Below are 10,174 nucleotides of genomic sequence, written 5' to 3' on the forward strand. Positions count from 1 at the left end.
ATCCGCCTCCGGTGCCCGGTGATCAGTCTGCGCTCGGCTGCGCGCCGTCCGTACCCAGTGCGGCGAGCGCACGGGCCGTGACCTCCTCGACCGCACCGATCGCGTCGATGCGGGCCAGCAGACCCTGGTCCTCGTAGAAGCCGGACAGCGGGGCAGTCTGTTCCCGGTAGACCTTCAGCCGGTGCCGCACCGTCTCGGGCTTGTCGTCGTCACGCTGGACCATCTGCCCGTCGACCAGCATCCGCCGGCCGGAGAGCCGCCGGACCAACTCCTCCTCGTCGACCACCAGCTCGAGGACCCGGTCGAGGCCGTGTCCGAGCTCGGCCAGCGATGCGCGGAGCTGCTCGGCCTGCGAGATCGTGCGGGGGAACCCGTCCAGGAGGAAGCCCGCCCGGGCGTCCTCCTCGGCCAGCCGGTCCCTCACCATGGCGACGGTGATCTCGTCGGGCACGAGGTCACCGGCGTCCATGTAGACCTTGGCCTTCTGCCCCAGCTCTGTCTGCCCGCTGACGTTGGCCCGGAAGATGTCACCGGTCGAGATCGCGGGGACGCCGAGTTCACCGGCGATGAACTGCGCCTGGGTGCCCTTGCCCGCTCCGGGAGGGCCCAGGAGGACGACGCGCACTACTTCAGGAACCCTTCGTAGTTGCGCTGGTTCAGTTGCGTCTCGATTTGCTTCACCGTCTCCAACCCCACTCCGACCATGATCAGGACCGCGGTCCCTCCGAACGGGAAGTTCTGGTTCTGCCCCTCCTGCGTGATGGAGAGGAAGAGGTTCGGCAGGACGGCGACCAGACCCAGGTAGATCGAGCCCGGAAGCGTGATCCGGGACAGGACGTACTGCAGGTACTCCGCGGTCGGCCGGCCCGGCCGGATGCCGGGGATGAAGCCGCCGTAGCGCTTCATGTCGTCGGCCCGTTCCTCCGGGTTGAACGTGATCGACACGTAGAAGTACGTGAAGAAGATGATCATCGCGAAGTAGATCGCGACGTGGACCGGGCTGCTCTGGTCGATGATGTAGTTTTCGAAGAACCGTCGCACCGTGCCGGTCTCGCTGCCCTGCAGCTGGGCGATCAGCTGCGGCAGGTACAGCAGCGAGGAGGCGAAGATGACCGGGATGACGCCGGCCTGGTTCACCTTGAGCGGCAGGTAGGTGGAGGTCCCGCCGTACATGCGGCGACCCACCATCCGCTTGGCGTACTGCACCGGGATGCGGCGCTGGGCCTGCTCGACGTAGACCACCGTGCCGATGATGACGACGGCGAAGGCGCAGACGACGGCGAACACGACGCCACCGCGGGTCTGCAGGATCGAGCCGCCCTCGGCGGGGATGCGCGCGGCGATCGAGGTGAAGATCAGCACGGACATGCCGTTGCCGATCCCCTTCTCGGTGAGCAGCTCGCCGAGCCACATGATCAGCGCGGTACCGGCAGTGAGCGCGACGACGAGGATGACCGTCGTCCAGACCGAGTCGGACGGGATGATCGTCTGGGTGCAGTTGGGGAACAGCTGGCCGCTGCGGGCGAGGGCGATGATGCCGGTGCTCTGCAGGACCGCGAGCGCGATGGTCAGGTAGCGGGTGTACTGGGTCAGCTTCGCCTGACCCGACTGCCCTTCCTTCTTCAGCTGCTCGAAGCGCGGGATGACCACCACGAGCAGCTGCACGATGATGCTCGCCGTGATGTACGGCATGATCCCGAGCGCGAACACGCTCAGTCGCAGCAACGCGCCGCCGGAGAACAGGTTGACCAGCGAGTAGATGTCGCGCTGGTCGGACGCCTGGGCCTGCTCGAGGCAGCTGTTGATCGCTTCCACCGAGACGCCCGGTCCGGGGACCGCGGCGCCGAGCCGGTACACGGCGATGATCGCCAGGGAGAACAGCAGCTTGCGCCGGAGGTCTGGCGTCCGGAACGCCGCGGCGAACGCCTGCAGCACGTGCCCTCCCCTGATCGGTCGAGTGAGGTTAGCAATCGGCCGGCCCCGCGATCGTGCAGGGCGGCAGAAGTCGAAGGACCCCCTGCCCCCCGCCCCCCGCGAGGGGGCCGGGAGGGCCGGGGGTCCTTCGACCGTCAGATTCGGGTGGTGCTGCCTCCGGCCGCGGCGATCTTCTCGGCGGCGGAGGCGGAGAAGGCGTTCGCCTGCACGTCGACCCTGACGCCGCCGAGCTCGCCGGTGCCGAGCACCTTGACCGGCTGGCCGCGGCGCACGGCGCCGGCCTCCGCCAAGGTGTCCGGGTTGACGGCTCCGCCCTGCGGGAACAGCGCCGCGATCCGGTCGAGGTTGACGACCTGGAAGACGACCTTGTTCGGCGGCTTGAAGCCCGAGAGCTTGGGCAGCCGCATGTTCAGCGGGGTCTGCCCACCCTCGAACCGCGCGGAGACGGTGCCCCGCGCGCCGGTGCCCTTGGTGCCGCGCCCGGCCGTCTTGCCCTTGGAGCCCTCACCGCGACCCACGCGGGTCTTGGCGGTGTGGGCGCCGGGGGCCGGACGCAGGTGGTGGACCTTGAGAGTCATGAGATGTCCCTACTAGCGCTTCGTCGGACCAGCGTCAGCTGATCTCTTCGACGGTGACCAGGTGCGGCACCGTCGCGACCATCCCGCGGATCTCGGGACGGTCCTCCTGGACGACCGAGTCGTTGATCCGCTTGAGGCCCAGCGAGCGCAGCGTCTGGCGCTGGTTGGGCTTGGTGCCGATGACCGACTTGACCTGGGTGACCTTCAGCTGTGCCATCTCAGACCCCCTGACCCGCACGCGCACGGAGCATGGCGGCGGGGGCGACGTCCTCGAGCGGCAGGCCGCGGCGGGCCGCGATCTCCTCCGGGCGGACGAGGTCCTTCAGCGCCTGCATGGTGGCGTGCACGATGTTGATCGGGTTCGACGAGCCCAGGCTCTTGGACAGCACGTCGTGGATCCCGGCGCACTCGAGCACGGCGCGCACCGGACCACCGGCGATGACACCGGTACCGGGGCTGGCCGGCTTGAGCAGCACGACACCGGCGGCCGCCTCGCCCTGCACGGGGTGCGGGATGGTGCTGGCGATGCGGGGCACCTTGTAGAAGTGCTTCTTGGCCTCCTCGACGCCCTTGGCGATCGCCGCGGGCACCTCCTTGGCCTTCCCGTAGCCGACGCCCACGGTGCCGTCACCGTCGCCCACGATCACCAGGGCGGTGAAGCTGAAGCGCCGACCACCCTTGACGACCTTGGACACGCGGTTGATGGCGACCACGCGCTCGATGTAGTTGCTCTTCTCGGCGGGCGCGCCTCCGGGGCCCCGCCCGCCGTCACGACGGTCGCGGCGGTCGTTACCGCCGCCGGCGCCGCCGCCGCGTCGCTGTGGTCCTGGCATCAGACGTCCCTCTCGATCTGCTCGCTCGTGCTGGTGGGGTGGGTGGTCATCAGAAGTCCAGCCCACCCTCGCGGGCACCGTCGGCCAGAGCGGCGATGCGCCCGGCGTAGCGGTTGCCCCCGCGGTCGAAGACGACCGCCGAGATGCCGGCGGCCTTCGCGCGCTCGGCCACCAGAGCACCCACCTGACGGGCGAGGGTGGACTTGTCGCCCTCGGAGCCGCGCAGGCTGGCGTCCATCGTGGAGGCGCTCACCACGGTGCGGCCGACCGTGTCGTCGACGACCTGCACGTGGATGTGGCGCGCGCTGCGCTTGACCACCAGGCGCGGACGCTCCGCTGTGCCCGCGACCCGCTTGCGCAGCCGGTTGTGACGACGGAGCCGCGAGACGCGGCGCGCCGTGCTGATGTCGGTGCCGACGGGCTTGTGCACCCGGGCGGCCTTCTCTGCCTGAGCCATCACTTACCCGTCTTCCCGACCTTGCGCTTGACGACCTCGCCCTGGTACCGCACACCCTTGCCCTTGTAGGGGTCGGGCCTGCGGATCTTGCGGATCTTGGCCGCCACCTCGCCGACCAGCTGCTTGTCGATGCCGCTGACCCGCAGGCGGGTCGGCGACTCGACGGCGAAGGAGATCCCCTCCGGGGCCTTCACCGGCACGGGGTGGCTGTAGCCCAGGGCGAACTCGAGGTCCGAGCCGCGCGCCTGGACGCGGTATCCGACACCGACGATCTCGAGGGTCTTGGTGTAGCCCTCGGTGACGCCGGTGATCATGTTGGCGATCAGAGTCCGCGAGAGCCCGTGGAGGGCGCGGTTCTGACGCTCGTCGTTGGGGCGCTGCACCCGCAGCGTGCCGTCCTCGTCGCGCACGACGGTGATCGGCGCGGCGACCGTGTGGCGCAGCTCGCCCTTGGGTCCCTTCACGCTGACCGTCTGACCGTCGATGGCGACGTCGACACCACCGGGCACGGCGATCGGGAGTCGTCCGATCCGTGACATCTCTGCTCGCTCCTCTTACCAGACGTAGGCGAGGACTTCCCCACCCACGCCCTTCTTGTTCGCCTGCTTGTCGGTGAGCAGCCCGGTCGAGGTCGAGATGATCGCCACGCCGAGGCCGCCGAGCACCTTGGGCAGTGCGGTGGACTTCGCGTACACCCGCAGACCGGGCTTGGACACCCGTCGGACCCCGGCGATGCTGCGCTCGCGGTTGGGGCCGTACTTGAGGTCGATCACCAGCTGCTTGAACGGGTTGCCGTCCTTGTCGGTGTCATCGACGCGCCAGCCGGCGATGTAGCCCTCCTGCTGGAGGATCTCGGCGATGTGCGTCTTGAGCTTCGACGACGGCATGACCGCGGAGTCGTGGTACGCCTGGTTGGCGTTCCGCACACGCGTCAGCATGTCTGCGATCGGGTCGGTCATGGTCATGGCGTAGTGGTGCCTCTCTCGCCGCGGTTCCTCATGCGCCGGGTCTTCCCGGACTTGGCGCGTGGGCCTCTCGGCGATCGTAGAAAGACCTCATCCCTGTCGACCCTCGCACGCTCGGGTCGAGCCTCTGGACGAGGCCATGGGGTTGTTTCGTTACCAGGAACTCTTGCGGACGCCGGGGAGCTCCCCGGCGTGGGCCATCTCCCGCAGGCAGATCCGGCACAGGCCGAACTTGCGGAAGACCGAGTGCGGGCGACCGCACCGCTGGCAGCGGGTGTAACCGCGAACCGCGAACTTCGGCTTGCGGGCCGCCTTGTTGATCAGCGCCTTCTTGGCCATAGCTTCTCTCCTGCCCGACTCAGCGGACGGTCGTGACGACGGGCTGGCCGGCGAAGGGGAACCCGAGCTGGCGGAGCAGCTCGCGACCCTCCTCGTCGGTGGTGGCGGTGGTGACGAGCGTGATGTCCATGCCGCGCGACCGGTCGATCTTGTCGACGTCGATCTCGCGGAACATCGACTGCTCCGTCAGCCCGAAGGTGTAGTTGCCGTGACCGTCGAACTGCTTGGCGTTGAGGCCGCGGAAGTCACGGATACGGGGAAGAGCCAGCGACAGCAGACGGTCGAGGAACTCCCACATGCGGTCGCCGCGAAGGGTGACCTTGGCGCCGATCGGCATGCCCTCGCGCAGCTTGAACTGCGCGATGGACTTCCGTGCCCGGACGACGGCCGGCTTCTGGCCGGTGATGGCGGTGAGGTCGCGGACCGCGCCGTCCATCAGCTTCGCGTCGCGGGTGGCCTCGCCGACGCCCATGTTGACGACGATCTTCGTCAGGCGCGGGATCTGCATGACGTTCTCGTAGCCGAACTCGCCCTGCAGCGTCGGCACGATGTTGTCGCGGTAGTTGGCGAGCATGCGGGGCAGCTCACGGGTGGGTGCGCTCATGATCAGAGGTCCTTACCGGTGCGCCGCGAGACCCGGATGTTGCGGCCTTCCTCGTCCTTGCGGTAGCCGACCCGGGTCGGCTTGTCCTCGGAGTCGATCACCATCACGTTGCTGACGTGGATGGGAGCCTCCTGCGTGACGATCCCGCCTTGCTGGGCGCCCCGCTGCGTCGAGCTGATGCGGGTGTGCTTCTTCACCCGGCCGACGCCCTCGACCAGGACCTTCTGGAGCTTGGGGTAGGCGGCGATGACGCGGCCCTTCGCGCCCTTGTCCTTGCCGGACAGCACGAGGACGGTGTCGCCCTTCTTGACCTTCATCGACGGGGTCTTCCCGCTGGCTGCCTGAGCCATGATCACAGCACCTCCGGGGCGAGCGAGATGATCCGCATGAAGCGCTTGTCACGGAGCTCCCGGCCCACCGGCCCGAAGATGCGCGTGCCGCGCGGGTCGCCGCTGTCGCGGATGATCACGGCGGCGTTCTCGTCGAAGCGGATGTAGGAGCCGTCCGGACGACGGCGCTCCTTCACCGTGCGGACGACGACAGCCTTGACCACGTCGCCCTTCTTCACGCCGGCGCCCGGCAGCGCGTCCTTCACGGTGCCGACGATGACGTCACCGATGCCCGCGTAGCGTCGCCCGGAGCCTCCGAGAACCCGGATGCAGAGGATCTCCTTCGCACCGGTGTTGTCGGCGACTCGCAGCCGCGACTCCTGCTGGATCACGTCCTTCTCCCAAATACTTGTGGTGACAGCCGGGCCGGAACGGTGAACCGGCTGTCCGGCACCCGCGTGCGGACGCACCGGCGGCTGATCGCCGCCGGTGCGTCCGGAGCACGGGTACCGGGATGTGGCGCGCACCGGGGCGCGCGCCAGTCGTCCAGGGTACTCCCACCCGCAGCGGCCCCGGAGGGCCGCCTGGCGCAGGCTTACTTGGCCTTCTCGACGACCTCGACCAGCCGCCACCGCTTGGTGGCCGACGTGGGCCGGGTCTCCATGATCTGCACGCGGTCACCGATGCCGGCGACCCCCTGCTCGTCGTGCGCCTTCAGCTTGCTCGTCCGGCGGATGACCTTGCCGTACAGGCCGTGCTTCACGCGGTCCTCGACCTCGACGACGATGGTCTTCTCCATCTTGTCGCTGACGACGAGGCCCTCGCGGACCTTGCGGTAGCCACGGCCGGCCAGGCCGGGGCCGGACGACTCCTGGGTCTCGCTCATGCCACACCCTCGTTCGGGGCGACCGAGAGACCCAGCTCGCGCTCGCGCATGATCGTGTAGATCCGGGCGATGTCGCGGCGGACGGTCTGCAGTCGCCGGTTGTTGTCCAGCTGGCCGGTGGCCACCTGGAAGCGCAGGTTGAACAGTTCTTCCTTCGACTCACGCAGCCGCGAGGCGAGCTCGTCAGCGGACAGCTCGCGCAGCTCGGGAGCGGTCAGACCGGCGGCCATCACACTTCTCCTTCACGCGTGATGAAGCGGCACTTCATCGGCAGCTTGTGGATCGCGCGGCGCATGGCCTCGCGGGCCACGGGCTCGGCGACACCGGACAGCTCGAACAGCACGCGGCCGGGCTTGACGTTGGCCACCCACCACTCGGGCGACCCCTTACCGGAGCCCATGCGGGTCTCGGCGGGCTTCTTCGTCAGGGGCCGGTCGGGGTAGATCGAGATCCACACCTTGCCGCCACGCTTGATGTGCCGGGTCATCGCGATACGCGCCGACTCGATCTGCCGGTTCGTGACGTAGGCCGGCTCCAGGGCCTGGATGGCGTACTCACCGAAGTTGATCTCGGTGCCGCCCTTGGCCCGGCCGGAACGGCTCGGGTGGTGCTGCTTGCGGTGCTTGACGCGCCGTGGGATGAGCATGGCGTCAGGCCCCCTCTTCCGAACTCGTAGCCGTGGTGTTCTCGGCGGCCGTGGTCTCGGCAGCGGCGGTGGCCTCCGGGCCGGCAGCCTGGCCGAGCGTCTGCTCGGCAGGAGCCTCGCCGGAGGTCTGCGTGACCACTGCGTCATCCGCAGCGGCGACGGGCGTGGTGCCCTCGGCAGCGGCGCGGCCGGCCTCGGTGCCACCGGCGGTCGTGCCGGACGAGCCGGACCGACGCGGACGCTGCGGGCGCTCGCGACGCTGCCCCTGACGGGCGGCGAGGGCCTCGAGGGCCTCCCGCTCGGCGCGGGAGCCGCTGACGTCGCCCTTGTAGATCCACACCTTGACGCCGATGCGACCGAAGGTCGTCCGGGCCTCGTAGATGCCGTAGTCGATGTTCGCCCGGAGCGTGTGCAGGGGCACGCGGCCCTCGCGGTAGAACTCCGAGCGGCTCATCTCGGTGCCGCCGAGGCGGCCCGAGCACTGCACCCGGATGCCCTTGACCTGCGGGCTCCGCTGCGCGGACTGCATCGCCTTGCGCATGGCACGGCGGAAGCTGACCCGGCTGGAGAGCTGCTCGGCCACGCCCTGGGCGACCAGCTGCGCGTCGGACTCGGGGTTCTTCACCTCAAGGATGTTCAGCTGCACCTGCTTGCCGGTGAGCTTCTCCAGCTCGCCGCGGATGCGGTCGGCCTCGGCGCCGCGGCGGCCGATGACGATGCCCGGACGGGCGGTGTGGATGTCGACGCGGACCCGGTCACGGGTGCGCTCGATCTCCACCTTGGAGATGCCGGCCCGCTCCATGCCCTTGGACATGAGCTTGCGGATCGCGACGTCTTCCTTGACGTAGTCCTTGTACAGCTTGTCCGCGTACCACCGGGACTTGTAGTCGGTGGTGATCCCGAGTCGGAACCCGTGCGGGTTGACCTTCTGACCCACTAGCGGGTCCCTCCCCTCGTGTTGCTGGTGGACTGCTGGGTAGCCGGGCCGGACTGGCCGGTGTCCCGGCGCGCCTTGCGCGACTTCTGCGCGAGGACGGCGCTGGTGGCCACCTCGCTCACCTCGATGGTGATGTGGCTGGTCCGCTTGTTGATGCGGAACGCCCGGCCCTGCGCACGCGGACGGATCCGCTTGAGCGTGGGGCCCTCGTCGACGTAGGCGGCGCTGACCACGAGTGCAGCCGGGTCCAGCTGCAGGTTGTGCTCGGCGTTGGCCACCGCGCTGGCGACGACCTTGGCGACCGGCTCGCTGGCCGACTGCGGGGCGAACCGCAGCAGCGCCAGGGCCTCGTCGGTCGGCAGGTAGCGGATCAGGTCCACCACCCGGCGGGCCTTCATGGGGGTCACGCGGACGAACCGGGCCGTTGCCCGGGCGACCGGCGCCTCCTGTCCCAACTGGGAAGTCATCGGAATCTCTCTCTACCTGGTCAGCCCCGCCGCGAGCGGCGGTCGTCCTTGATGTGCCCGCGGAAGGTGCGCGTCGGCGCGAACTCCCCGAGCTTGTGCCCGACCATCGCCTCGGTGACGAACACCGGGACGTGCTTGCGGCCGTCGTGCACCGCGAGGGTGTGGCCCAGCATGTCGGGGATGATCGTCGAGCGGCGCGACCAGGTACGGATCACGTTCTTGGTGCCCTTTTCGTTCTGGGCGTCCACCTTGGCGAGCAGGTGGTCGTCGACGAACGGGCCCTTCTTCAGGCTGCGTGGCATGTCTATCGGACTCCTTTACCCGCTCAGCGCTTCTTGTTGGTGCGCCGGCGGCGCACGATCAGGGCGTCACTGGCCTTCCGCTTGCGCGTCCGGCCCTCCGGCTTGCCCTTCGGGTTCACCGGGTGGCGTCCACCGGAGGTCTTGCCCTCACCACCACCGTGCGGGTGGTCCACCGGGTTCATGGCGACACCACGGACGGTCGGGCGCTTGCCCTTCCACCGCATCCGGCCTGCCTTGCCCCAGTTGATGTTCGACTGCTCGGCGTTGCCCACCTCACCGACGGTCGCGCGGCAGCGCACGTCGACGTTGCGGATCTCGCCCGACGGCATGCGCAGCTGGGCGAACCGGCCCTCACGGGCGACCAGCTGGACGCTGGTACCCGCGGACCGGGCGATCTTCGCGCCGCCACCGGGACGGAGCTCGATGGCGTGAACCACCGTGCCGACCGGGATGTTCCGCAACGGCAGGTTGTTGCCCGGCTTGATGTCGGCGGCGGGGCCGCACTCGACCGTGTCGCCCTGCTTCAGGCGGGCCGGCGCGATGATGTAGCGCTTCTCGCCGTCGGCGAAGTGCAGGAGCGCGATCCGCGACGTGCGGTTCGGGTCGTACTCGATGTGCGCGACCTTGGCCGGCACGCCGTCCTTGTCGGCGCGACGGAAGTCGATCACCCGGTACGCACGCTTGTGGCCGCCGCCCTGGTGACGAGCGGTGACCTTCCCGTGCACGTTGCGCCCGCCACGACCGTGCAGCGGTCGGACCAGCGACTTCTCGGGGTGGTCTCGCGTGACCTCGGCGAAGTCGGCGACGCTGGAGCCGCGGCGGCCCGGCGTCGTCGGCTTGTACTTGCGGATAGCCATTGCTGACTCAGTCCTCTATCTCTGGTCCGAACGGTCACG

General features: G+C 69.2%; 19 protein-coding genes. All 19 read right to left on the minus strand.

What is annotated here, in order from left to right; all coding sequences use genetic code 11:
* Positions 1-22 precede the first annotated feature (22 nt).
* Positions 23-625 (minus strand): adenylate kinase, encoded by a 603-nt coding sequence (locus ACI791_RS11850; RefSeq protein ID WP_456586239.1) that lies wholly within the window; start codon positions 623-625, stop codon positions 23-25.
* Positions 625-1,935 (minus strand): preprotein translocase subunit SecY, encoded by a 1,311-nt coding sequence (secY, locus tag ACI791_RS11855; protein ID WP_456586240.1) that lies wholly within the window; start codon positions 1,933-1,935, stop codon positions 625-627. Before secY ends, ACI791_RS11850 begins: the two co-directional genes overlap by 1 nt.
* A gap of 134 nt (positions 1,936-2,069) precedes the next feature.
* The gene (gene rplO, locus ACI791_RS11860; protein ID WP_347058006.1) at positions 2,070-2,513 is read right to left on the minus strand and encodes a 50S ribosomal protein L15; all 444 of its coding nucleotides are present in this window, start codon (positions 2,511-2,513) and stop codon (positions 2,070-2,072) included.
* A 34-nt stretch (positions 2,514-2,547) separates the two neighbouring features.
* Positions 2,548-2,730 carry a 50S ribosomal protein L30 gene (gene rpmD / locus ACI791_RS11865; RefSeq protein WP_347058007.1) on the minus strand — a complete coding sequence of 61 codons (183 nt, stop codon included), beginning with the start codon at positions 2,728-2,730 and terminating at the stop codon, positions 2,548-2,550.
* A 1-nt stretch (position 2,731) separates the two neighbouring features.
* The gene (gene rpsE, locus ACI791_RS11870; protein WP_026857030.1) at positions 2,732-3,346 is read right to left on the minus strand and encodes a 30S ribosomal protein S5; all 615 of its coding nucleotides are present in this window, start codon (positions 3,344-3,346) and stop codon (positions 2,732-2,734) included.
* Between the two features lie 49 nt (positions 3,347-3,395).
* Complete coding sequence (gene rplR, locus ACI791_RS11875) at positions 3,396-3,803, minus strand: 50S ribosomal protein L18 (protein ID WP_347058008.1); 408 nt, start codon at positions 3,801-3,803, stop codon at positions 3,396-3,398.
* Positions 3,803-4,342 carry a 50S ribosomal protein L6 gene (gene rplF, locus ACI791_RS11880; RefSeq protein ID WP_347058009.1) on the minus strand — a complete coding sequence of 180 codons (540 nt, stop codon included), beginning with the start codon at positions 4,340-4,342 and terminating at the stop codon, positions 3,803-3,805. Before rplF ends, rplR begins: the two co-directional genes overlap by 1 nt.
* 15 nt (positions 4,343-4,357) lie before the next feature.
* Complete coding sequence (rpsH, locus tag ACI791_RS11885; RefSeq protein WP_442864573.1) at positions 4,358-4,762, minus strand: 30S ribosomal protein S8; 405 nt, start codon at positions 4,760-4,762, stop codon at positions 4,358-4,360.
* Between the two features lie 159 nt (positions 4,763-4,921).
* The gene (locus ACI791_RS11890; protein ID WP_089336472.1) at positions 4,922-5,107 is read right to left on the minus strand and encodes a type Z 30S ribosomal protein S14; all 186 of its coding nucleotides are present in this window, start codon (positions 5,105-5,107) and stop codon (positions 4,922-4,924) included.
* A gap of 19 nt (positions 5,108-5,126) precedes the next feature.
* A complete protein-coding gene (gene rplE, locus ACI791_RS11895) occupies positions 5,127-5,711 on the minus strand; it encodes a 50S ribosomal protein L5 (protein ID WP_456586241.1) in 585 nt (194 codons plus the stop codon).
* Between the two features lie 2 nt (positions 5,712-5,713).
* On the minus strand, positions 5,714-6,061 hold the full coding sequence (gene rplX / locus ACI791_RS11900) for a 50S ribosomal protein L24 (RefSeq protein WP_442864571.1): 348 nt from the start codon (positions 6,059-6,061) through the stop codon (positions 5,714-5,716).
* A 2-nt stretch (positions 6,062-6,063) separates the two neighbouring features.
* Positions 6,064-6,432, minus strand: a complete 369-nt coding sequence (gene rplN, locus ACI791_RS11905) for a 50S ribosomal protein L14 (RefSeq protein WP_091929103.1) — start codon at positions 6,430-6,432, stop codon at positions 6,064-6,066.
* Positions 6,433-6,635: 203 nt separating this feature from the next.
* Positions 6,636-6,926: a 30S ribosomal protein S17 gene (gene rpsQ, locus ACI791_RS11910; protein ID WP_456586242.1), complete on the minus strand. Its 291-nt coding sequence runs from the start codon at positions 6,924-6,926 to the stop codon at positions 6,636-6,638.
* Positions 6,923-7,156 (minus strand): 50S ribosomal protein L29, encoded by a 234-nt coding sequence (rpmC, locus tag ACI791_RS11915; RefSeq protein ID WP_097194642.1) that lies wholly within the window; start codon positions 7,154-7,156, stop codon positions 6,923-6,925. The genes rpsQ and rpmC overlap by 4 nt, the downstream gene beginning before the upstream one ends.
* Complete coding sequence (gene rplP / locus ACI791_RS11920) at positions 7,156-7,572, minus strand: 50S ribosomal protein L16 (RefSeq protein ID WP_040338546.1); 417 nt, start codon at positions 7,570-7,572, stop codon at positions 7,156-7,158. The genes rpmC and rplP overlap by 1 nt, the downstream gene beginning before the upstream one ends.
* Before the next feature lie 4 nt (positions 7,573-7,576).
* Positions 7,577-8,509 carry a 30S ribosomal protein S3 gene (gene rpsC / locus ACI791_RS11925; protein WP_456586243.1) on the minus strand — a complete coding sequence of 311 codons (933 nt, stop codon included), beginning with the start codon at positions 8,507-8,509 and terminating at the stop codon, positions 7,577-7,579.
* On the minus strand, positions 8,509-8,976 hold the full coding sequence (gene rplV / locus ACI791_RS11930) for a 50S ribosomal protein L22 (RefSeq protein ID WP_442864569.1): 468 nt from the start codon (positions 8,974-8,976) through the stop codon (positions 8,509-8,511). Before rplV ends, rpsC begins: the two co-directional genes overlap by 1 nt.
* A 20-nt stretch (positions 8,977-8,996) precedes the next feature.
* On the minus strand, positions 8,997-9,278 hold the full coding sequence (gene rpsS / locus ACI791_RS11935) for a 30S ribosomal protein S19 (protein WP_091536448.1): 282 nt from the start codon (positions 9,276-9,278) through the stop codon (positions 8,997-8,999).
* A 23-nt stretch (positions 9,279-9,301) separates the two neighbouring features.
* A complete protein-coding gene (rplB, locus tag ACI791_RS11940) occupies positions 9,302-10,135 on the minus strand; it encodes a 50S ribosomal protein L2 (protein ID WP_073421345.1) in 834 nt (277 codons plus the stop codon).
* Between the last annotated feature and the right edge of the window lie 39 nt (positions 10,136-10,174).

The organism is Blastococcus sp. SYSU DS0973 (genome assembly GCF_054051055.1).

Coding starts and splice junctions, on each gene's coding strand:
- rplX (WP_442864571.1), bottom strand. CDS start 6,061: ATGGCTCAGGCAGCCAGCGGGAAGACCCCGTCGATGAAGGTCAAGAAG.
- rplR (WP_347058008.1), bottom strand. CDS start 3,803: ATGGCTCAGGCAGAGAAGGCCGCCCGGGTGCACAAGCCCGTCGGCACC.
- rplF (WP_347058009.1), bottom strand. CDS start 4,342: ATGTCACGGATCGGACGACTCCCGATCGCCGTGCCCGGTGGTGTCGAC.
- rpsH (WP_442864573.1), bottom strand. CDS start 4,762: ATGACCGACCCGATCGCAGACATGCTGACGCGTGTGCGGAACGCCAAC.
- rpsQ (WP_456586242.1), bottom strand. CDS start 6,926: ATGAGCGAGACCCAGGAGTCGTCCGGCCCCGGCCTGGCCGGCCGTGGC.
- rplO (WP_347058006.1), bottom strand. CDS start 2,513: ATGACTCTCAAGGTCCACCACCTGCGTCCGGCCCCCGGCGCCCACACC.
- rpmD (WP_347058007.1), bottom strand. CDS start 2,730: ATGGCACAGCTGAAGGTCACCCAGGTCAAGTCGGTCATCGGCACCAAG.
- rplB (WP_073421345.1), bottom strand. CDS start 10,135: ATGGCTATCCGCAAGTACAAGCCGACGACGCCGGGCCGCCGCGGCTCC.
- ACI791_RS11890 (WP_089336472.1), bottom strand. CDS start 5,107: ATGGCCAAGAAGGCGCTGATCAACAAGGCGGCCCGCAAGCCGAAGTTC.
- rpmC (WP_097194642.1), bottom strand. CDS start 7,156: ATGGCCGCCGGTCTGACCGCTCCCGAGCTGCGCGAGCTGTCCGCTGAC.
- rplE (WP_456586241.1), bottom strand. CDS start 5,711: ATGAGCGCACCCACCCGTGAGCTGCCCCGCATGCTCGCCAACTACCGC.
- rplP (WP_040338546.1), bottom strand. CDS start 7,572: ATGCTCATCCCACGGCGCGTCAAGCACCGCAAGCAGCACCACCCGAGC.
- rpsS (WP_091536448.1), bottom strand. CDS start 9,278: ATGCCACGCAGCCTGAAGAAGGGCCCGTTCGTCGACGACCACCTGCTC.
- rpsE (WP_026857030.1), bottom strand. CDS start 3,346: ATGCCAGGACCACAGCGACGCGGCGGCGGCGCCGGCGGCGGTAACGAC.
- rplV (WP_442864569.1), bottom strand. CDS start 8,976: ATGACTTCCCAGTTGGGACAGGAGGCGCCGGTCGCCCGGGCAACGGCC.